Raw genomic sequence first — 19391 nt, forward strand, 5'->3', positions numbered from 1 at the left:
TGCGTCGGTACTTGCAGACGAGTGAAGTCACCCCGGGGGTGCGGGGGCCCTCGTGGCCGCGGAGGGGCGCCGCGGCCACGAGGGCGTTCTACTTCACGATCCGGTAGATCACCGCGCCCGGGTTCCGGTACACGACTTCGAGGAAGTCGTGCCCGTCCAGGTGCTGCAGGCCCCGCGCGATCGGCGTGTCCCGGCGGATGGTGCCGCTGCCCACCAGCACGTAGTGGATGTCGAGCCGCCGAACGGCCGCGCGCACCTCGGGATCGCTGTCGTAGTCGGCGAAGTGCCGGGCCAGATAGAGCGCGTCCGGGGGCGCCACGCCCGCGTCGTAGTGGCCGGCGACCGGGTGCACCCCGGTCAGGGCGTACATCCAGGCCGTGCCGTCGAGCCGGTCGTTGAGCACCTTCTGCTCGGCGGGGATGCCGAGCGTGCCGAGGTGGTCCATCGCGTCGATCTCGTCCTGGCTGACCGGCGGCACCACCTCGCCGGGCAGGCCGTTGTAGTAGAGCAGCGACACCGTCTTGGCGTTGGCCGCGCGGTAGAAGCCGCCGGTCAGCACCCCCATCGCGACGACGAGCAGCACCGCCGTCGCCAGCCCGACCCGGCCGGTCAGCCACGGCCGCGCCCGCACCCACGCGCGTCCGCTCGCGAGCTTCGCCAGCCACCGCTGGGCCTCGCTCATGCCGTGCGCGGCGAGCAGGCACATCGGGATCGACGCCAGCGCCATCAGCCGGAACCGGTCGTTCCACCAGGGCCGCGACAGGCTGATCACCCAGTGTTCGCCGCCGAAGCACGCGACGACCACGAACAGCGCCGACAGCCCGAGGGCCGAGAGCACCAGCCAGCGCATCCGCCGCAGCGCCCCCAGCGTCAGCACGCCGATCGCGAGGAACACCGTCAGCCAGATCTGCGGCACCGGCAGCACCTGCTTGAACGTCGCCAGCATCGCCAGTGCCTTCCACACCGGCATGTGCGAGCCCCAGGCGTAGTACGGGTACGAGCCGGACGTGAAGCCGATCGCGCCGAGGATCATCGGCGCGGCCAGCAGCCCGGCCGCCACCATCACCGGCAGCACCCACAGGACGTCGCCGCCGGCGACCCGCCAGGCGGCCCGGCCCTCGGGGACGCCGTCGACCCGGCGGCCGCGCAGCGCCCGGTACCAGCGCTGCACCACCAGCGGGAACGCGAACAGGATCGCCCCGAACAGTGCGCTCGAGTGCGCCGCGAGCAGGCCGGTCGCGCTCAGCGCGAGCACCGCGCCGGTGTCCACCCCCGGCCGCACGACGAACCGCTGCAGCGCGATCACCGCCAGCGGCGTCAGCACGATGCCGAGTGCGAACGGCAGCAGCCCGCTCGACACCGACTCGTACGCCCCGGTCGTCGCGCCGCCCGCGACCAGCGCGGCGCTGCCGGCGAACACCGCGCGGCCGCCGAGCTGGCGCACCAGCGCGGCCATGGCCAGCGCGAACAGCCCGGCGATGGGCATCGTGATCGCGTTCAGCGTGACCGGGACCGACGTCCCGGACAGCTCGTAGACCAGGGCGCCGACCAGGTGGTAGGCGTTCGGGTAGAAGGAGCCGGCCGGGTACCAGTTGATCGTGCCCATGCCGGTCAGGGAGCCGTCGCCGGTCTCGGCGATGTAGCGGATGCCGTTCGCGTGGAACACGGTGTCCCAGCGCTGGAACACCGCGGTCGTCCCGCCGCGGCCGGTGACCACCACGGCGACCGACACGGCGACGGCGATCGCCACGCAGGCCCCGACGGCCAGGTGCGCCCGGCGCGTCCAGGGCTCCGCCGGCTCCTCGGCACCCGGCGTCGACCAGCCGCGCCCGGTGAAGAGCCGGCGCAGGCCGTAGAGCACGGCGGCGAGCAGCAGCGTGCACACGGCGACGCTGAGCGAGCCGTACGGGATGTGGGCGATGGCCAGCCACGGCCCGGCCAGGCCGGTGATGGCGTAGCTGAGCAGCGGCGCGAGTCCGGCCAGGGCCCAGCCGCGCAGGCCGGCGGCCCACCCGACGACCCCGCCGGGGACCGCCAGCACGGCCACGTAGGTGGCCACCGCGGCGAAGTAGCTCCAGAAGTCCTCGGGTGCAGGCACTGCTTTCCAGGTGTGTCGTGGGCCGAAATGTGATAGTCGGGTGCGGGCCGGGTCAGCGGACTGCGTACCCTCGACGCCCGTGAGCGCGCACACGAACCCCGCCAAGATTACTGAAGACGATTTCGCAGGTTACGACCTCGTCGTCGTCGGGTCCGGTTTCTTCGGCCTGACCGTCGCCGAACGGGCCGCGGCCGAGCTGGGCAAGAAGGTCCTCATCCTCGAGCGCCGCAGCCACCTCGGCGGCAACGCCTACTCGGAGCCCGACCCGGAGACCGGGATCGAGGTGCACAAGTACGGAGCGCACCTGTTCCACACCTCGAACAAGCGGGTGTGGGAGTACGTGAACCGGTTCACCGAGTTCACGAACTACCAGCACCGCGTGTTCGCGCGGGTCAAGGACCAGGTCTACTCGTTCCCGATGAACCTGGCCCTGATCAACCAGTTCTTCGGCAAGTCGCACACCCCGGACGAGGCCCGCGAGCTGATCGCGAAGCAGTCCTCCGAGTTCGAGACCAGCGCGGCGCAGAACCTCGAAGAGAAGGCCATCTCGCTGGTCGGCCGTCCCCTCTACGAGGCGTTCATCCGCGGGTACACCGCGAAGCAGTGGGAAAACGACCCCAAGAACCTGGGCGAGAACATCATCACGCGCCTGCCGGTCCGTTACAACTTCGACAACCGGTACTTCAACGACACCTACGAGGGCCTGCCCGTCAACGGGTACACCGCGTGGCTCGAGAAGATGGCCGAGCACGAGAACATCGAGATCCGGCTGAACGTCGACTACTTCGACGTCCGCGAGCACATCCCCGCGGGCACCCCGACGGTCTACACCGGGCCGCTGGACCGCTACTTCGGCTACTCGGCGGGCCGGTTCACCTGGCGCACCGTCGACTTCGAGTCCGAGGTCGCCGAGACCGGCGACTTCCAGGGCACCTCGGTCGTCAACTACAACGACCAGGAAGTCCCGTACACCCGGATCATCGAGTTCCGGCACTTCCACCCGGAGCGGGACTACCCCAAGGACAAGACGGTCATCTTCCGCGAGTACTCCCGCTTCGCGGGCGAGGAAGACGAGCCGTACTACCCGATCAACACGCCGGAGAACCGCGAGAAGCTCGAGGCCTACCGCGAGCTGGCCAAGGCCGAGGCGCGCGAGAAGAACGTGCTGTTCGGCGGCCGGCTGGGCACCTACAAGTACCTCGACATGCACATGGCCATCGGCTCGGCGCTGTCGGCGTTCGACAACAAGATCGCCCCGCACCTGACCGACGGCGCGCCGCTCGACGGGTCCCTCGATGCTTGAGAAGGGGCAGCCCGCCGGCGAGGTCGCCGTCCTGGCGAAGGCGCAGGGCTTTCTGAAGAGTGAAGCTTCGGTGAAGGCTGCGCGCGGCATGTCGCACTTCGGCGAACACGCTCTCGGCTGGTTCGGCCTGGGCTTGCTCGGCGCCGTCGTCGACAAGGAGCGGCGCACGGACTGGCTGGTCGCTTCGGCGGGTGTCGTCGGGGCGCACGCGGCGTCCATCGCGGTGAAACGCGTGGTCAGGCGGCCGCGCCCGGATCACCCGAGCGTCGAGGTCCTGGTCGGCACGCCGAGCAAGCTGAGCTTCCCGTCGTCGCACGCGACGTCCACCACGGCGGCGGCGGTGCTCTACTCCGGATTGACCGGGCGTAACCTGGTGCCCGCCCTGGTACCGCCGATGCTCGCCTCGCGGCTCGTGCTCGGCGTTCACTATCCGACAGACGTTCTGGCCGGTGCGGCCCTCGGGGGGCTCGTCGGTGGCCTGATACGACGGAAGCTGAAGAAGAACCCATGAGCGAGACGACCGAGCAGCGCAACAGCGACGAAACTGCCGAGGCTGTTGAGCCTGCTGCGGCACGTGGGCCCTTCGGCCTGGTCGGCGGCGTCATCAAGACGGCGCGACCGCGGCAGTGGGTGAAGAACGTCCTGGTCTTCGCGGCCCCGTTCTTCGCGTTCTCGAAGTCGACCGACCGCACCGGTCTCCTGATCGACGCGATCATCGCCTTCGTGGCCTTTTCGCTGACAGCGAGCTCGGTCTACCTGATCAACGACGCGATCGACGTCGAGGCCGACCGGGCCCACCCGACCAAGCGCAACCGGCCGATCGCGGCCGGGATCGTGCCGGTCCCCCTCGCGTACGGGGCCGCGGTCGTGTTCTTCCTGGCCGGCCTCGGCGTGTCGTTCCTCGCCAGCTGGCAGCTGGCGGTCGTGCTGGGCGTCTACGAGGCCGTCCAGCTCGGCTACTGCTTCGGCCTCAAGCACCAGCCGGTGGTCGACCTGGCCATCGTCGGTTCGGGCTTCCTGATGCGTTCGATCGCCGGCGGTGTCGCGGGCGGCATCGCGCTTTCGCAGTGGTTCCTGCTGGTCACGGCGTTCGGCTCGCTGTTCATGGTGGCGGGCAAGCGCTACGCGGAGATCATGCTGTTCGAGCGGACCGGCGCGAAGATCCGCTCGTCGCTGAAGAAGTATTCGGCCAGCTACCTGCGGTTCGTCTGGGCGACGTCGGCAGCGATCCTGATCATGTCGTACTGCCTGTGGGCGTTCGAGATCCGCCAGACCGAGCACAACTCGGTGTGGGCGCTCATCTCGATGGTGCCGTTCCTGGTGGCGGTGCTGCGCTACGCGGTGGACGTCGACGGCGGCATCGCGGGCGAACCCGAGGAGATCGCGCTCAAGGACCGCATCCTGCAGGTGCTGGGCGCGAGCTGGGTGATCATCCTGTTCCTGGCGTTCTACCTCTGACTCGGTGCTGACTCATTGCGGATCGACAGGTTCGCTTCAGGCGGCACACAGCTGAGCGGCGCACCCTGAGGTGGTGGGGGCGGGCACTGCGCCCGTCCCCGTGACCCCAGGAGTGACCATGAACGACCAGCCGCGCGAGCAGAAGGCCCCGGACGGACCCGACCAGCCGACTGTCGAGCACCCGGCCCAGGCCAACCAGCCAACGGCGGCAACCGGCGAACCCACCGCGGCGCCAGGCAACCCGGCGACGCCTGCTGCCGAGCCCGAGCGGCCGGACCAGCCCACTCCCACGACCGCCGCGCCGGGTGCGGCCGCGCCCGCGGCTCCCGGCGAGGCGTCCGGACCCGCTCCGGCCGACCAGACCGCCGTCCACGGCCAGCAGCCTCCGCCCACCCCGCAGCTCTCGCAGCCCGGTCCCGGGCCGCACTACGCCTCGTGGGGCCCGCCACCGGCGGCCGCACGGCCGTCCGGCGGCTTCCGGCGGTTCGTCGGCCACCGGGCGACCCAGCTCGTCGCCGTCGGGGTGCTCGGCATGCTGGTCGGCGCCGGCATCGTCGGCGGGGTCGCCGCCGCGAGCCACCACGGTCCGCGGGATGGCCGGCCCGGCATCCACCGGCAGTACAACGGCCCCGACCAGGGCTTCAACGGCCGCGGGCCGGGCTTCGGCGGCCGCGGACCCGGCGGCCAGGGCAACGGCGGCACCGGCTCCGGGGACGGCATCTGATCCCGCACGGTTGAGCCCGCGCTGTGGCCTCGGCCACCTGTATCCCGCTCAGATCACAGAAGCATCACGAGCGGGGTACGGTGTCCGGGATGCGAAGCGCCCCCGCAGAACTTCCCAAAGTCGTCCGCGCGCTGCCGGCGGCCATCCCCGTCGCCCGCTCGTGGGCCCTGCCGGCGGGCGCCGCGGCCGCCTCCGCGCTGGTGTTCGCCCTGGTCAGCAGCCATCTCATCGATGACACCTACATCACGCTGTCCTACGCGAAGAACCTCGCCTTCCACGGCCACTGGGGCCTGATCGAGCAGGGGACGGCGAACACCGCGACGTCGCCGCTGAACGTCCTGGCCCTCGGCGCGGTCACGTTCGTGGTGCGCGACGCCGTGCTGGCCGCAGGCGTCGTGTTCGTCGCCGCGCAGGTGCTGCTCGTGCTGGGCCTGCGCCGGCTGGGCGAGCGCACCGGCCTGCCGCCCGCGTTCGCGCCGCTGACCTTCGCGTTGCTGCTGGTCAACCCGCTGCTGCTGTCCTCGATCGGCCTGGAGGTGGCGCTCGGCGCCACCGGCGTCGTGTGGACGCTGGTCTACGCGGGGGAGCGCCGGGCCGGCCGCCTGGGCGTGGTGATCGGGCTGCTCGCGCTCGTCCGGATCGACCTGCTGCTGATCGCCGCGGTGCTGTTCGCCGCCCGCCGTGAATTCTGGGCCGGCATCTGGCAGACGGTCTTCGCGGCCCTCGCCGTCACGCTGCCCTGGTTCGGGTTCAGCTGGGTGGTGCTCGGCTCGGCCGTGCCGGACACGCTCGTCATCAAGATCAGCCAGCAGTCGTGGGGACCGTTCAGCTTCACCAACGGCCCGCTGCTCTACTGGCGCAACTTCCCGGCCGCGGCGACGCTGTCGTTCCTGCCGCTGATCCTGGCCGCCCTGGCCGGGGTGGCCTGGCTCGTCCAGTACCGCCGCGGTTCCGGGACGGCCCGCCGCCTGACGCCGTTCGCGGCGCTCGCCGCCGCCGGCGCGCTGCACTACCTGGCCTACAGCCGGCTGGGCGTGCCGCCCTACCACTGGTACTACGCGCCGAGCATCATCGGCGCGACGATCTTCCTCGCCGCCTGCGCGTCGGCGGTCCCGGAGCGGGTCAGGCGCGGGACGTGGACGGTGGCCGGCGCGGCCCTCGCGGCGAGCGTGGCGGTGTACGCGCTGCCGGGCGTGCCCCGCCAGTTCGCCCCGATCACGAGCAACCACGCGTCGACGACGGAGTACCGCGAAATCGGCCAGGAGCTGGCGGCCCTCGCCCACGGCCGCAAGGTCGAGACGGCGGGCGAGGTCGGCGCGCTGGCGTACGCGTGCGATTGCGAACTCGTCGACGAGTTCTCCGACCGAGGCGCGGTCGACCCGGCGATCGCCGAGACCAAACGCCGCAGCGACGACCTCGGCCGGGCGTTGCTGGAGGCCAACTTCCACAACTTCGACCACAGCGTCGGCCCGATCAGCCCGGACCTGGTCCTGGCGACGACCCGCCGCACCCCGCCGCGGACCGCGCTGGCGAGCTGGCACATCGACTCGCCGTGGGTGGGCAGCCAGAACCTCTACCTGGTCCCCGCCCACGCCCTCGGCGGCTGAGCCCCCGGCCTGAAACTCAGATCGGGAGCTTGCGGAAGATCGGCCGCGGGACGTGCCGCAGCGCCGACATCACCAGGCGGAACGGGGCGGGCGCCCACACGAGGTCCTTGCCCGCGCGGGCCGCGCCGACCGCGATCTCGGCGACCTGCTCGGCCGTCTGCGCCAGGGGAGCGTCCTTCAGGCCCTCGGTCATCTTCGTCTTGACGTGCCCGGGGCGGACGACCGTCACCTTGGCCCCGAACGGCGCGAGGGCCTCGCCGAGGCCCAGGTAGAAGCCGTCGAAACCGGCCTTCGTCGAGCCGTAGACGAAGTTGGACCGGCGGACTCGCTCGCCCGCCACCGACGACAGCGCGATCACCGTGCCGTGGCCCTGGGCCTTGAGCTTCTCCGACAGCGCGACCCCGACCGACACCGCCGCGGTGTAGTTCACGGTGGCCAGCTCGACGGCCTTCGCGTGGTCCTGCCAGACCTCTTCGGGGTCGCCGAGCAGGCCGAACGCCACGACCGCCACATCGATGTCGCCGCCGTCGAACGCCTTGGCCAGCACGCCCGGGTGCGACGCCGTGTCCTTGGCGTCGAAGTCCACAGTGGACACTTCGGCGCCGCGGTCCTTCAGGCGCTGCGCGGCCGCGTCGAGGCGCGGCGAGGGCCGGGCGGCCAGCACCACGCGCAGCGGCTTCTCGGCCAGGTACTTCTCGGCGATCGCCAGCGCGATGTCGGACGTGCCGCCGAGCAGGAGCAGGGATTGGGGGTTGCCCACCGCGTCGATCACAGTTCGAGCCTCCGGCTCATGTCAGAGGCGAAAACGCCTTCGGGGTCGATGGAAGCGCGGACCTTGCGCCATTCTTCGAGCCGCGGGTACATCTTCGCGAACGTCTCGGGCGAGGTGCGCGAGTCCTTCGCGGTGTACAGCCGCCCGCCCAGCTCCAGGACGTCTTCGTCGAGCTCCTGGCAGAACCGGCTCAGGCCGTCCTTGATCGGGAAGTCGACGCAGACCATCCAGCCGGGGTGCGGGAACGACAGCGGCGCCGCGTTGCCCTCGCCCATCCGCTTGAAGACGTTGAGGAAGGACACGTGCCCCGACTCGGCGATCTTCCGGACGATGTTCCGCAGCGGCTCGTGCGCGTTCGGCGGCGTCGAGAACTGGTACTGCAGGAAGCCCTTCGAGCCGTAGGCGCGGTTCCACTCGCCGAACATGTCGAGCGGGTGGTAGAAGGCCGTCAGGTTCTGGATCACGCCGCGGGCCGCCTTCGGCGTCTTGCGGTAGTACAGCTCGCCGATGGCGCCGAAGGTCAGCTTGTTGGCCAGCCCGTTCGGGAAGACGTCCGGCAGCGTCGCCAGCTGCGGAGCGTCGAACTTCAGCGGGTTCGCGCGCAGCTTCGGCGGCAGTTCGTCCAGCTTCGCGAGCGAGCCGCGGCCGAAGGCGGCGCGGCCCAGCTTCGAGCCGGTGGAAATCGTGTCGAACCACGCCGACGAGTACGTGTAGTTGTCGTCGGAGCCGTTGCTGACCAGCTCCAGGGTCTCGTCGAGGTTGTTCGTGCGCTCGTTGTCCGCGAGGAAGTACGCGGTCTCGGTCTTGGTCATCCGGATCTTGGCCCGGACGATGATGCCGGTCAGGCCGATGCCGGCCACGGTCGCCCAAAACAGCTCGGCGTCCGGGCCCTCCGGCGTCAGCGTGCGGATCTGCCCGTCGGCGGTGATCAGGTCCATCGACACGACGTGGTTGCCGAAGCTGCCCGCGCTGTGGTGGTTCTTGCCGTGGATGTCGTTGGCGATCGCGCCGCCGATGGTCACCTGGCGCGTGCCGGGCAGCACCGGCACCCACAGGCCGTACGGCAGGGCCTCGCGCATCAGCTGGTCGAGGCTCACGCCGGCGTCGACGTCGACGAGGGCGGAGTCCGGGTCGATCGAGTGGATCCGGTTCAGCGGCGTCATGTCGATGACGAGGCCGCCGGCGTTCTGCGCCGGGTCGCCGTAGGACCGGCCGAGGCCGCGGGCGATGACACCGCGCTCGCCGGCCTGGGCCACGGCGCGGGCGATGGTCTCGAGGTCCGGGGTGCTCAGGACATCGGCGGTGGTCGGTGCGGTCCGAGCCCAGCCCGTGAGCGTGCGACGCTGTGTTTCGGGTGCATGGGTCACCCGACCAGCGTAGCTACGCCCAATACCGCCCGGAACGTGACCCTGAAGTGCACATCTCTACACTTTGCGCATCAAGGCACAAGCGCCCGCGCGGGTGACCATGACACAGGTGACGAGGTAATGCAGTGGTGGCGACCGATCCGCAAGCCGACATAACGGCTGTGGCATCTGGGGCCGAGCCCCAGACCCCAGCCGGGGGGCGAGCCCCCCTGGACCCCCCAACGGCAAGTGGGCAGTCCTCTCCGGGACTGCTGGGCCAGCTCGTCCGCTTCGCCCTGATCGGGGGCTTTTGCGCCCTCGTCGACCTGGGCACCTACACGTTGCTGACCCAGGTGGCCGGGATGGCCACCTCACCGTGGGTCGACGTCGCCCGCGCTATCTCTTTCATCGTGGGCACGACCACGGCGTTCTTCCTGAACCGGAAGTTCACCTTCGCCGGCGGGCGCCGCGACGGGAAGGCGCAGGTCGGCTCGTTCGTCCTGCTCTACACCGTGACGTTCTTCGTCGCGGTCGGGGTCAACCAGCTCATGCTGAACGTGTTGCCGGAGTCCGCGTGGCAGCGCACCCTGTGCTGGGCCGTGTCGCAGGCCACCGCCACCGTGATCAATTTCGTGATGCTCAAGTGGGTCGTTTTCCGCGAGCCGTCGACTGAGGAGAACTGAGGACTTCCATGCCCGGCAAAACAGCTACCCCGGCGCCGACCACCGAAGCCGGCCCGGCCGTCGAGACGCGGTTCACCGAGCACACTCCGCAAGGTCGCCTGACGGCGCAGCGCGGGCTGTACGCCGGCCCGGCGCCGATCGTCAGCAAGGACCTGTACGCCGAGCTCGAGTGGGGCGCGGCCGTGCGGGAACGGGCGTCGATCGCCCTCGAGCCCGCCACCAAGGTGTCGGGCAACACCTACTTCGGCCGGTTCCCGGCCAGCTACTGGCAGCGCTGGACGAACGTGTCCGAGGTTTCGGTCGAGGCCGTCGTCACCGGCACCGGCCTGCTGTCGATGGGCGCCTCGGACGTCGAGGGCGAGCCCCGCGTGGTGGCCGCCGAGCAGGTCAAGGACGCCAAGCAGGCGAAGCTGTCGCTGACCGGCAAGCTGGACAAGTTCTACGACGGCGGCGCGCTCTGGCTCGACCTGGAGACCGAGGGCGGCCAGACGCTGCGCGTCGAGCAGGTCCGCTGGACCGTCGAGGCGCCGGAGAAGATCCGCCCGACCGCGGTGACCATCTGCACGATGAACCGCGCCGACGACTGCCTGAAGAACCTGCAGGCCCTCGCCGCGGACGTCTCGTCGCTGGAGACCCTGGACGCGATCTACGTCGCCGACCAGGGCACCGACCTCGTCGAGTCGCGCGACGGCTTCGAGCAGGTCGCCAAGGACCTCGCCGACAAGCTGCACTACATCAAGCAGCCGAACCTCGGCGGCGCCGGCGGCTTCACCCGCGGCCTCTTCGAGGTGGCCGGGCACACCGCGACCGAGCACGCGAACGTCCTGTTCATGGACGACGACGTCCTGCTCGAGCCCGACCTGGTGATCCGGATGACGGCGTTCTCGAACCGCGCCGCCGACCCGATCATCGTCGGCGGCCAGATGCTCAACCTGTTCCACCCGAACCAGCTGCACGTCGGCGCCGAGTACGCCCGGCTCAACACACTCGAGCCCGGCCAGCCGGTCGAGCACTCGCTGACCACCGCCGACCTGCTCGGCGTGGACGAGGAGACGCTGAAGCCGAACCGCCAGGAACGCCGTCTCGACGCCGGCTACAACGGCTGGTGGTCGTGCCTGATCCCCTACGAGGTCGTCAAGGCCACCGGCTACCCGCTGCCGTTCTTCTTCCAGTGGGACGACGCCGAGTACTCCTACCGGGCCCGCGCGCACGGCTTCCCGACCGTCACCCTGCCGGGTGCGGGCGTGTGGCACGCGGACTTCCACATGAAGGACTGGGACGAGTGGCACCGGTACTTCAACCTGCGCAACTCGATCATCACCGCGGCGCTGCACTCGCCGTTCAACCTGAACCTGCTCTCGCGGGTGCTGATCGCGCAGCTGGTGCGCTACCTGCTCGGCATGCAGTACGGCCTGTCGGCGACGCTGATCAAGGCCGTCGAGGACTTCCTGAAGGGCCCGGAGATCCTGCGTGACGGCGGGGTCGAGGCGATGAAGGAGATCCGGCGGATCCGCGAGGACTACCCGGAGACCAAGCGCCACAAGGCGACCGACGTCCCGGGCATCGCCTCCAGCGACATCGGCATCATCAACAGCTCGCCGCGGCCTGCCCTGCAGCGCGTGGTGCTGATCCGGCGGGTGCTCGACCGGATCCTCGGCCGCAGCCGCTTCGGGCTCGGCGCGGTGCCGATCGACGAAGCCAACTGGTGGCACATCGCGCTGTTCGACACCGCCGTGGTCACCGACGCGAACCAGGAAGGCGTCCGCGTCCGGTCCTACGACCGGGTGAAGATGTTCGCGCTGGCGAAGCAGGGCGCGCGGGTCGTCCAGCGGCTGCGCAAGGAAGGCGCGGCGGTGCAGGAGCAGTACAAGCGGGCCATGCCCGAGCTCACCTCGCGCGAGAACTGGAAGCGCCTGTACAAGCTCTGAGGTGCGTCACGAAGGCCGTCTCACGCGCGTCGTGAGGCGGCCTTCGCCGTCTCAGGCGTGCATGCCGAACACGGTGCTCTTCCGGGCGAGGTCGTCGATGTACGCGGCGGCGACGTGCGCGAAGTTGACCGCGACCACGGAATCGTCCTTGGTGGTCACGGATTCGACGGCGCCGGTCTTGACGAGCTGGGCGAGCTTGCCCGCCAGCTTCCCGGATTCTTCGGTGGTCAGCGCGAACAACAGCGGTTCGCCGCCGGTGGCGAGGTGCAGGACAAGGGCGGGTTTCGGGTCGGCCATGCGTCCATCGGACCAGCGCCGATCTGCGCCGGGCAAGCGGGTTCGCTGAGGGCGCAGCTGTCGTTCGGGGGGCTCCGGGTGGCGGAGCCCCCGGCCCGGGGCGAAGCCCCGGTTGTCACTACGGTGGACTACCGTTTTCGGCGACGACCGGAAGACCCCGGGGGGACGGAAGCGATGCCTCACTCGTTCTCGCTGTCGCTGGCGGCGGTGGACATCCTGCTGGAACAGCTCGGGCTCGGCCGCGCGCCGACGCCGTTCGAGGTCCCGCACGTCGGCACGACCGTCGAGCAGCGCGCGATGATCCGCGACGCCGTCGTCCGCGACCTGACCGGCCGCGGGCTGTGGAGCCGCGGCCGCCTCGACCCGGACGCCGAGCTGGCGCTGGCCACGTTCGTCCGCGGGAGCGTGTCCATCAACGCGGCCGCCGAGCTGGGCGATCGCCACCTGTTCGCCCGCGTCGCCTCCGACGGCCAGTTCGCGGTGCTCGCCCGCCAGCAGGAGAACCTCCTCGTCTTCGAGGAGGTCCGCCCGACGGGCATCGTGCCGGCGATCGTCGACCTCCTCCCGTTGACGCCGGCCGCGCCCGGCCAGTCGGTGACGATTTCGCGGCCGGTCCAGCAGCCCCGCCACCAGCGCCGTGACGAGGCGTACGACCCGTTCGCCGGAGTCAGCGCCCCGCGCTCGCACAGCGGCGCCGGTGGCCCGCAGGTCCGCATGATCGAGCGCGTCTTCCAGGAACCGAAGAAGCGCGTGGGCCAGTTCACCGCCCAGACCCGCGGCGGCACGTTCCCCCCGCTGGCCTGGTTCGACACCCCGAGCGGCCGCTGGCTGATGTCCTCCCGAGCGGCCGACGACGGCCAGCGCTGGATCACCTACGCCCCGGCGGACAACGCCCGCCTGGCCCAGCAGCTGTACGCCCAGCTCGAAGGCCAGTTCTGACGATCGGGGAACCGGTCGCACCGCCGGTGCGTCCGAAGGGGAGATCGGTGAACAGCCGTTGCGCTGGGTGCCCGGCTAGTAGACTTCCGGGTGCACACGCACGGGCGAAGCGATTCGGGGTGGAACAGCGATGCTGATAGCTGACGGCGGGGGCGGCGGCTCGATCGCGGACATCGTCAACCCGCTTTCCTCGGCCGGGATGAGCGCCGCGGTCAAGAGCGTCACAGCCGAGACCCAGAAGCTGGTCGACGCAGCCAAGGGCGGCGGGTTCAAGATCACCCCGGAAGGTGTGAAGCCGATCCGGGACGCACTGACCGAACTGGTCAACGACCTCGGCGACCTGCAGTACAAGAGCTTCCTGCTGGACCAGACCCCGCAACTCGGGAACCACCCGTACGGGCTTGCCGTCGCCAAGCACGACCAGAAGAGCGCCTCGGCCGCCGACGGTGGCGCGACTCAGGTTCTCCAGGAGCTCCGAGAGGTCGCGAGGCAGGCGGACGAAGCGCTCGCCAGGGCCGCGGGCCTCTACAAGGAAACCGAGAGCCAGGCCTTCTCCGCTCTTCAGACCAAGCAGGCTTGAGGGATGACGAAACTTCTCGTTCGGGTTCTCCTTCCGCTCGCGGCAGGGGGCGCGTTGCTCGCCGGGTGCACCACCACGCAAGGCGGAACGGCGTCACCCGCCCAGTCGTCCCCGGCCGGCGAGTCGGGAACCCCGGAAAGCCCGTCTTCCGGTGGCGGTGGGACCCAGTCGATCACGGATGCCTGCTCGCTGCTGCAAGCGGGCGATGTGAGCGGCTACGGCGAGTTCAACGAGCCGCAGAACAAGACGGTCGGGGGCGTGCGTTCCTGCAGTTACCGGCAGAAGATCGCGTCGGCGAGTGAGAACGCCAAGGTGATCGGCGTCAACGTCCGCGACACCGCGTCGGTCGCGCAGGTCAACGACACCGGCGGTGGCGTGGTCGACAAGGACGTCAACGGCCGGAAGGCGAGGGAGGCCTCGGGCGGTGCCTCGTTGCCGGCCTGCACGCTCGCCCTACCGGTGGGCGACTCGTCCCGGGTTGATGTGGCGGTGATCGGTGCCGATTCGGCGGACCAGGCCTGCCAGCTTGCCGAGGCGGTTGCGAAGGCCGTCGAACCGCGGCTGCCGAAGGGATAGGGGACCCAGATGACCACGCAACAGGGACCGCGGCCGAAGACCGAGGACAAGACGCCCCAGCAGGTCCAGGACATGGCGCCCGCCGAGCGCGACGCCTACCTCCAGCAGAAGGCCGAAGAAGGCGTCGACCCGGGCAACTGGTTGTTCGGGGCGGTGCAGCAGTGGATGGCCCAGGCCCGGGCGAAGAACCAGGCCCAGCAGATGGGCGACAAGAACGTCAAGGCCGCCACCCAGGGTCGCGATGTCGAGTACGTGCAGGGCCTGAACCCGTCGAGCGCGGATTACCAGGGTAGTGACCACGCGCAGCTCAAGGAGTACCTGGACACCAACCTGGACGTCGATCAGGTTTCGGAGGTCTCGACCGCGTACCACGAAGTGCACCAGGTCTTCGACAAGTTCGCGCAGTCGATGAACACCGCGGTCAACGCGTCCAAGGGCACCTGGGAAGGCAGCGCCGCCGAGAACGCGCAGCAGTACTTCACCAGCCTCGGCAAGTGGTCCGACGCCAACTCCCAGAACGCCAAGCTGGCCTCGGAAACCATCTACGACCAGGGTCAGGCCGCTGCCACGGCGAAGAACTCCATGCCGGCCCCCATCCCGTTCAGCTGGAAGGACGAGTTCAAGGACTGGGCCACCTCGAACCCCTTCAGCCTGCCGGACAACGTCGACAAGTCGCTCCAGAAGCAGAAGGACAGCCAGGCGGCGCACGACGAGGCCGCCAGCGTCATGGCGACCTACGACAAGAACCTCTACGAGGCCGCCTCCAAGCAGCCCGCCTTCGCGCCGCCGCCGAGCTTCAGCACCGGCGGGGGCAGTGACGACCCCAACGGCACCGGCGACAAGAACGGCATCAACACCCCCTCCAGCGTGAACGTGCCGGGCTCCCACCCGGGGACCACGCCCGGCGGCACCGCCCAGGGCTTCGTGTCCGGCAGCACCCCCGGGCCGCTCGGCGGCCCGGCCGCCCACACCATCTCCGGGCCTGGCTCGACCACCGGGTCCGGGTTCGTGCCGGCGGGCACCACCACGCCGTCCGGGTTCACGCCCAGCTCGGTCCCCGCCGCGTCGACGTCGAACTCGAACCAGCAGTTCGGGGGGATGCCGCCGATGAGCCCGATGCCGATGGGCGGCGGGATGAACTTCGGTGGCGACGAGGCCTACAACTCCAAGATCGGCGGCGGTGGTGGCGGCCGCGGCGGCGGGTTCGGCCCCGGCGGCTCGGGCGCCGGCAACGCGACGGGCGCGGGCGCCGCGTCGGGCGCGGCCCGGCCGGGCGGGATCGGCGCTGCGGAAGCGGCCGCGGGGCGCGGGATGGGCGGCCTCGGTGCGGGTGCCTCCGGTCGCGGCGGGGGCATGAGTCCCGGTGGCGGCTTGGGCCGCGGCCAGAAGGGCGAAGGCGACGAGGACACCGAGCACTCGCGCCCGACCTACCTGGTCGAGGGTGACCCCGACGAGGTCTTCGGCACCGACCTGCGCACGGCGCCGCCGGTCATCGGCGAATAAGCCTTCTTCAACGAAAAGGGCCCCCGCGGCGAAAGCGGGGGCCCTTTTCGTTGAAGAATCAGTAGCGGTAGAACTTCTCGGCGCGGCCCTGCCGCACCAGCTTCAGCCACTGCAGGAACGCCTTCGGGTCGCGCTTCACGCCCACGAAGTACAGTCCGAAGCGGACGATCTCCAGCGCGCCGATCTTCCGCATGCCCGGCTGGGACAGCAGGTAGCCGCGGTTGCGGTAGGTGTAGTACCGCTTGACCTCGTTCTCCGGGTCCTGTGCGTGGAACTTGCCGCCCAGCATGGGCTTGAACTCGTCCGAGCCGTCCGGGTGCAGGTACTTCGTCTTCAGCGACGTGCCGAACGGCAACCCCGACCGGACCAGCCGCCGGTGCAGCTCCACCTCGTCGCCGCGGAAGAACAGCCGCAGGTCCGGCACGCCGACGACGTCCAAAGTGGACGCGCGGAAGAGCGCGCCGTTCATCAGGGACGCGATGCCGGGCAGGAAGTCGGCCCCCAGCTCGGACTGTGAACGCTTCCAGGTCAGGCCGCGGCGCAGCGGGAACGCCAGCTTGTCCGGCGCGTCGATGTTCGACACCACCGGCGAAATCTCCGCCAAATCCCGTTTTTCGGCTTCTTCGAGCAGGATGGCGAGCACGTTCTCGTCGGCCGGGCGCCCGTCGTCGTCGGCCAGCCAGATCCAGTCCGCGCCCAGCGAGAGCGCGTGCAGCATGCCCAGCGCGAACCCGCCGGCACCACCGAGGTTCCGGTGCGACGGCAGGTACGTGTGCGGCAGCGGGTAGTTCTCGACGACTTCGCGCGCGGAGTCGTCCGGCCCGTTGTCGACGACGACCAGGTGGTCGACCGGCCGGGTCTGGGCCGCGATGACCTTCAGCGAGTCCGCGAGCAGCTCCCGCCGGTGCCGCGTGACGACCACGCCGACGACCGCACCGTCGGGCAGCTGCCGGGTCTCGCTGGCCATCATTCCCCGCCGTTCGTCGTCGCCACCGGCTCGATGCCGAAGCGCTCCAAGGTTTCCTGGCTCATGTTTTCGAAGGGGTCACGGCCCTTGTACGACGTGAGGACGTCCCGCAGCGAACCCTGTTGCTTGAGGTGTCCCTCGTCCATCCAGATGGCCGAATCGCACAGTTCGAACAGGAACTCGTCCGAGTGGCTGGCGAACACCAGGATGCCGGAGCGCTTGACGAGGTCCTTGAGCCGGTCGCGCGCCTTGTTGAGGAACGCCGCGTCGACCGCGCCGATGCCCTCGTCGAGGATGAGGATCTCGGGGTCGATCGACGTGACGACACCCAGCGCCAGCCGCACGCGCATACCCGTCGAGTACGTGCGCAGCGGCATCTGCAGGTAGTCGCCGAGCTCGGTGAACTCGGCGATGTCGTCGACCCGCTTCTCCATCTCCTTGGCGGTCATGCCGAGGAAGAGGCCGCGGATGATGATGTTCTCGACGCCCGAAATCTCGGGGTCCATGCCGATGCCGAGGTCGAACACCGGCGCGATCTTGCCCTTGATCCGCGACGAGCCGCGGGTCGGCTCGTAGATCCCGGCGAGCAGGCGCAGCAGCGTGGACTTGCCGGCGCCGTTGTGCCCGACCAGGCCGACGCGGTCGCCTTCACGCAGGTTCAGGGTCACGTCGTGCAGGGCTTCGATGATCGGCACCTTGGTGTCGGTGCCGATCTTGCCGCCGACCTTGCCGAGGACCTTCTTCTTCATCGACCGCGTCTTCGCGTCGAAGATCGGGAAGTCGACGAACGCGTTGTGGACGTCAATGGAAACCATGTGTCACACCCAATAGGAGACGCGGGCACGGTAGTTGCGCATCGCGACCAGCGCGAGAGCCCAACCGACGACGGTGATGGAGCCGACCACGATCCAGTTCCCCACCGAGAACTCCTGCCCCAGCAGCGGCGCGCGGACCACCTGCATGAAGTGGTAGAGCGGGTTGACCTTGACGATCGGCAGGATCCAGGAGGCACCCTCGCGGGTCCCGCCGGTCATCAGCTGGTCGACCGGCCAGACGATCGGCGTGCCGTAGAACAGCAGCTGGATCAGCGAGTTGATGACCTGCGGGATGTCGCGGAAGCGGGTCGAGATGATGCCGAAGAGCAGCGTCACCCAGGCGGCGTTCAGCGCCAGCAGCACGAAACCGGGGATGGCCAGCAGGATGTTCCAGCTGAGGCCCGGGTGGCAGATGTGGCCGGGGACGCACGACCCGTCGCCGAGCAGCGAATACCTGTTGCTGAGCGCGCTGAAGAAGATCGCCAGCACGGCCACGTAGACGATCATGTTGTGGGCCAGCATCAGCGTCTGCCGCCACACCGTGCGCAGCATGTACACGCTCAGTGGCGCCGGGAGCTGCTTGATCAGCCCCTCGTTCGCGATGAACGTCTCCATGCCCTCGGACAGGCAGCCGCTGATGAAGCCCCAGATGATGAAGCCGGTGGAGATGTAGGGCAGGAACACCTCGACGGGCAGCTTGAACAGCTGCGAGTACAGCAGCCCGAGCCCGAGCGCGAGGACGGCCTGGCTGATGGTGATCCAGAAGGGCCCGATCACCGAGCGGCGGTATCTCTGCTTGATGTCCTGCCAGCCCAGGTGACCCCAAAGCTCGCGGGCGCTGATTCCGGCTTTGATGTCGGCGAAGGCACGCGAGAACGTCTTGCTGTCCGACGTCGGGGATGCCGACGTCGTCACGGGTGAGTCTGCGGCCTGAACCGTGCTGGTGGCATGCACGAGGACGAGGGTACCGATCGGGGCCGCGCGCCCTTGATAGGGCACTGGCGACGGGCCGGTCCGGCGCCTGTGGCCCGGGGAGGGACCGCGGCCAGGCGGTGCGTCGGAGGTCGTCAATCGGCACCTTCGGGGCAAAACCCCGCCGAAACCGAGTTGTCCACAGAGGTTGTCCACAGGCCCTCCGGTCTGTGGACAACCTCGGCCGTCAGAGGTACTGGCCCGTTCCCGAGATGCCCGGGCCGTGCTCGTGGCCGTGGCCGACCGCGCCCGAGGGGCCCGCCGGCAATCCGCGGCGCATCTGTTCCAGCTGGACGCGGGCGGCCATCTGCTGGGCGAACAGGGCCGTCTGGATTCCGCTGAACAGCCCCTCCAGCCAGCCCACCAGCTGGGCCTGCGCGATCCGCAGCTCCGCGTCCGACGGCGTCGAGTCGTCGGTGAACGGGCGGACCAGCCGCTCCAGCTCGTCCTGCAGCTCCGGGGCCAGCGCCTTCTCGAGCTCGCGGATCGACGTCTGGTGGATCTCGCGCACGCGCGTGCGGGACGCGTCGTCCAGCGGGGCCGCGCGGACCTCCTCCAGCAGCTGCTTGATCATCGTGCCGATCCGCATCACCTTCGCCGGCTCTTCGACGAGGTCGCCGACCGACTCGGGGTGGTCGCCTTCGGAGTCGGGGGAGGGCAGCTGGGTGGCGCCCACCGGCGTGCCGTCCGGTCCGACGACCACCACGTGGGGTGAAGATTCCTGGCCCGGGTCACCCGCTGTGAAGTTCGGCTCGGTCATGTGCTCCATCCTGGCTTGCGTTCGACACGCTCCGCGACACCCACCGGGCGTCCGTCTCCGAGC

The 19391-nt window shown here is 69.9% G+C and carries 19 protein-coding genes; 11 read left to right on the forward strand and 8 right to left on the reverse strand.

Going from position 1 to position 19391, the window contains the following annotated elements; genetic code table 11:
• Window positions 1–88 precede the first annotated feature (88 nt).
• The gene (locus tag ISP_RS01045; protein ID WP_013222173.1) at window positions 89–2098 is read right to left on the reverse strand and encodes a DUF6541 family protein; all 2010 of its coding nucleotides are present in this window, start codon (window positions 2096–2098) and stop codon (window positions 89–91) included.
• 79 nt (window positions 2099–2177) lie between these two features.
• On the opposite strand from ISP_RS01045, the gene glf reads away from it, so the two are divergent.
• From glf to ISP_RS01070, 5 genes are all read left to right on the forward strand, one after another.
• On the forward strand, window positions 2178–3401 hold the full coding sequence (glf, locus tag ISP_RS01050) for a UDP-galactopyranose mutase (RefSeq protein WP_013222174.1): 1224 nt from the start codon (window positions 2178–2180) through the stop codon (window positions 3399–3401).
• A complete protein-coding gene (locus tag ISP_RS01055; RefSeq protein ID WP_013222175.1) occupies window positions 3394–3912 on the forward strand; it encodes a phosphatase PAP2 family protein in 519 nt (172 codons plus the stop codon). Before glf ends, ISP_RS01055 begins: the two co-directional genes overlap by 8 nt.
• Entirely contained in the window at window positions 3909–4859 is a 951-nt protein-coding gene (locus ISP_RS01060; RefSeq protein ID WP_013222176.1) for a decaprenyl-phosphate phosphoribosyltransferase, read from the forward strand. Before ISP_RS01055 ends, ISP_RS01060 begins: the two co-directional genes overlap by 4 nt.
• A 118-nt stretch (window positions 4860–4977) precedes the next feature.
• Entirely contained in the window at window positions 4978–5583 is a 606-nt protein-coding gene (locus ISP_RS01065) for a hypothetical protein (protein WP_013222177.1), read from the forward strand.
• Window positions 5584–5672: 89 nt separating this feature from the next.
• Window positions 5673–7190 (forward strand): hypothetical protein, encoded by a 1518-nt coding sequence (locus tag ISP_RS01070; protein ID WP_013222178.1) that lies wholly within the window; start codon window positions 5673–5675, stop codon window positions 7188–7190.
• Window positions 7191–7206: 16 nt separating this feature from the next.
• Here the strand turns inward: ISP_RS01070 and ISP_RS01075 are convergent, their stop codons facing one another.
• Window positions 7207–7962, reverse strand: coding sequence for a decaprenylphospho-beta-D-erythro-pentofuranosid-2-ulose 2-reductase (locus ISP_RS01075; RefSeq protein WP_013222179.1), 756 nt, complete (start codon window positions 7960–7962; stop codon window positions 7207–7209).
• On the reverse strand, window positions 7959–9329 hold the full coding sequence (locus ISP_RS01080) for an FAD-binding oxidoreductase (RefSeq protein WP_013222180.1): 1371 nt from the start codon (window positions 9327–9329) through the stop codon (window positions 7959–7961). Before ISP_RS01080 ends, ISP_RS01075 begins: the two co-directional genes overlap by 4 nt.
• Before the next feature lie 125 nt (window positions 9330–9454).
• Here ISP_RS01080 and ISP_RS01085 point away from each other — a divergent pair, with 125 nt between their 5' ends.
• Both ISP_RS01085 and ISP_RS01090 read left to right on the forward strand, forming a co-directional pair.
• Window positions 9455–9991: a GtrA family protein gene (locus tag ISP_RS01085; protein WP_378251272.1), complete on the forward strand. Its 537-nt coding sequence runs from the start codon at window positions 9455–9457 to the stop codon at window positions 9989–9991.
• A gap of 8 nt (window positions 9992–9999) precedes the next feature.
• Window positions 10000–11919 (forward strand): glycosyltransferase, encoded by a 1920-nt coding sequence (locus ISP_RS01090; RefSeq protein WP_013222182.1) that lies wholly within the window; start codon window positions 10000–10002, stop codon window positions 11917–11919.
• A gap of 51 nt (window positions 11920–11970) precedes the next feature.
• Here the strand turns inward: ISP_RS01090 and ISP_RS01095 are convergent, their stop codons facing one another.
• On the reverse strand, window positions 11971–12216 hold the full coding sequence (locus tag ISP_RS01095) for a hypothetical protein (protein ID WP_013222183.1): 246 nt from the start codon (window positions 12214–12216) through the stop codon (window positions 11971–11973).
• Between the two features lie 174 nt (window positions 12217–12390).
• On the opposite strand from ISP_RS01095, the gene ISP_RS01100 reads away from it, so the two are divergent.
• The 4 genes from ISP_RS01100 to ISP_RS01115 all read left to right on the forward strand — a co-directional run bounded on the left by ISP_RS01100 (window position 12391) and on the right by ISP_RS01115 (window position 15814).
• The gene (locus ISP_RS01100) at window positions 12391–13155 is read left to right on the forward strand and encodes an ESX secretion-associated protein EspG (RefSeq protein WP_013222184.1); all 765 of its coding nucleotides are present in this window, start codon (window positions 12391–12393) and stop codon (window positions 13153–13155) included.
• A 130-nt stretch (window positions 13156–13285) separates the two neighbouring features.
• Window positions 13286–13735: a hypothetical protein gene (locus ISP_RS01105; protein WP_013222185.1), complete on the forward strand. Its 450-nt coding sequence runs from the start codon at window positions 13286–13288 to the stop codon at window positions 13733–13735.
• 3 nt (window positions 13736–13738) lie between these two features.
• Window positions 13739–14311 carry a DUF3558 family protein gene (locus ISP_RS01110; protein WP_071831494.1) on the forward strand — a complete coding sequence of 191 codons (573 nt, stop codon included), beginning with the start codon at window positions 13739–13741 and terminating at the stop codon, window positions 14309–14311.
• Between the two features lie 9 nt (window positions 14312–14320).
• A complete protein-coding gene (locus ISP_RS01115) occupies window positions 14321–15814 on the forward strand; it encodes a hypothetical protein (protein WP_013222187.1) in 1494 nt (497 codons plus the stop codon).
• A 58-nt stretch (window positions 15815–15872) separates the two neighbouring features.
• On the opposite strand, the gene glfT1 is transcribed toward ISP_RS01115, so the two are convergent.
• The 4 genes from glfT1 to ISP_RS01135 all read right to left on the reverse strand — a co-directional run bounded on the left by glfT1 (window position 15873) and on the right by ISP_RS01135 (window position 19337).
• The gene (gene glfT1 / locus ISP_RS01120; RefSeq protein ID WP_014466521.1) at window positions 15873–16781 is read right to left on the reverse strand and encodes a galactofuranosyltransferase GlfT1; all 909 of its coding nucleotides are present in this window, start codon (window positions 16779–16781) and stop codon (window positions 15873–15875) included.
• The gene (gene wzt / locus ISP_RS01125) at window positions 16781–17596 is read right to left on the reverse strand and encodes a galactan export ABC transporter ATP-binding subunit Wzt/RfbE (RefSeq protein WP_013222189.1); all 816 of its coding nucleotides are present in this window, start codon (window positions 17594–17596) and stop codon (window positions 16781–16783) included. The genes glfT1 and wzt overlap by 1 nt, the downstream gene beginning before the upstream one ends.
• A 3-nt stretch (window positions 17597–17599) precedes the next feature.
• Window positions 17600–18550, reverse strand: a complete 951-nt coding sequence (wzm, locus tag ISP_RS01130; RefSeq protein WP_034284954.1) for a galactan export ABC transporter permease subunit Wzm/RfbD — start codon at window positions 18548–18550, stop codon at window positions 17600–17602.
• Window positions 18551–18755: 205 nt separating this feature from the next.
• Entirely contained in the window at window positions 18756–19337 is a 582-nt protein-coding gene (locus tag ISP_RS01135; RefSeq protein WP_013222191.1) for a bacterial proteasome activator family protein, read from the reverse strand.
• Window positions 19338–19391: the final 54 nt, after the last annotated feature.

Origin of the sequence: Amycolatopsis mediterranei (genome assembly GCF_026017845.1) — a bacterium.
Taxonomy (GTDB): Bacteria; Actinomycetota; Actinomycetes; order Mycobacteriales; family Pseudonocardiaceae; genus Amycolatopsis; species Amycolatopsis mediterranei.

Bases quoted from the DNA above. Each gene is read 5' to 3' on its own strand.
- ISP_RS01055 (WP_013222175.1), top strand. From the start codon at position 3,394: ATGCTTGAGAAGGGGCAGCCCGCCGGCGAGGTCGCCGTCCTGGCGAAG.
- ISP_RS01060 (WP_013222176.1), top strand. From the start codon at position 3,909: ATGAGCGAGACGACCGAGCAGCGCAACAGCGACGAAACTGCCGAGGCT.
- ISP_RS01065 (WP_013222177.1), top strand. From the start codon at position 4,978: ATGAACGACCAGCCGCGCGAGCAGAAGGCCCCGGACGGACCCGACCAG.
- ISP_RS01070 (WP_013222178.1), top strand. From the start codon at position 5,673: ATGCGAAGCGCCCCCGCAGAACTTCCCAAAGTCGTCCGCGCGCTGCCG.
- ISP_RS01090 (WP_013222182.1), top strand. From the start codon at position 10,000: ATGCCCGGCAAAACAGCTACCCCGGCGCCGACCACCGAAGCCGGCCCG.
- ISP_RS01095 (WP_013222183.1), bottom strand. From the start codon at position 12,216: ATGGCCGACCCGAAACCCGCCCTTGTCCTGCACCTCGCCACCGGCGGC.
- ISP_RS01100 (WP_013222184.1), top strand. From the start codon at position 12,391: ATGCCTCACTCGTTCTCGCTGTCGCTGGCGGCGGTGGACATCCTGCTG.
- ISP_RS01105 (WP_013222185.1), top strand. From the start codon at position 13,286: ATGCTGATAGCTGACGGCGGGGGCGGCGGCTCGATCGCGGACATCGTC.
- ISP_RS01110 (WP_071831494.1), top strand. From the start codon at position 13,739: ATGACGAAACTTCTCGTTCGGGTTCTCCTTCCGCTCGCGGCAGGGGGC.
- ISP_RS01115 (WP_013222187.1), top strand. From the start codon at position 14,321: ATGACCACGCAACAGGGACCGCGGCCGAAGACCGAGGACAAGACGCCC.
- glfT1 (WP_014466521.1), bottom strand. From the start codon at position 16,781: ATGGCCAGCGAGACCCGGCAGCTGCCCGACGGTGCGGTCGTCGGCGTG.
- wzt (WP_013222189.1), bottom strand. From the start codon at position 17,596: ATGGTTTCCATTGACGTCCACAACGCGTTCGTCGACTTCCCGATCTTC.
- ISP_RS01135 (WP_013222191.1), bottom strand. From the start codon at position 19,337: ATGGAGCACATGACCGAGCCGAACTTCACAGCGGGTGACCCGGGCCAG.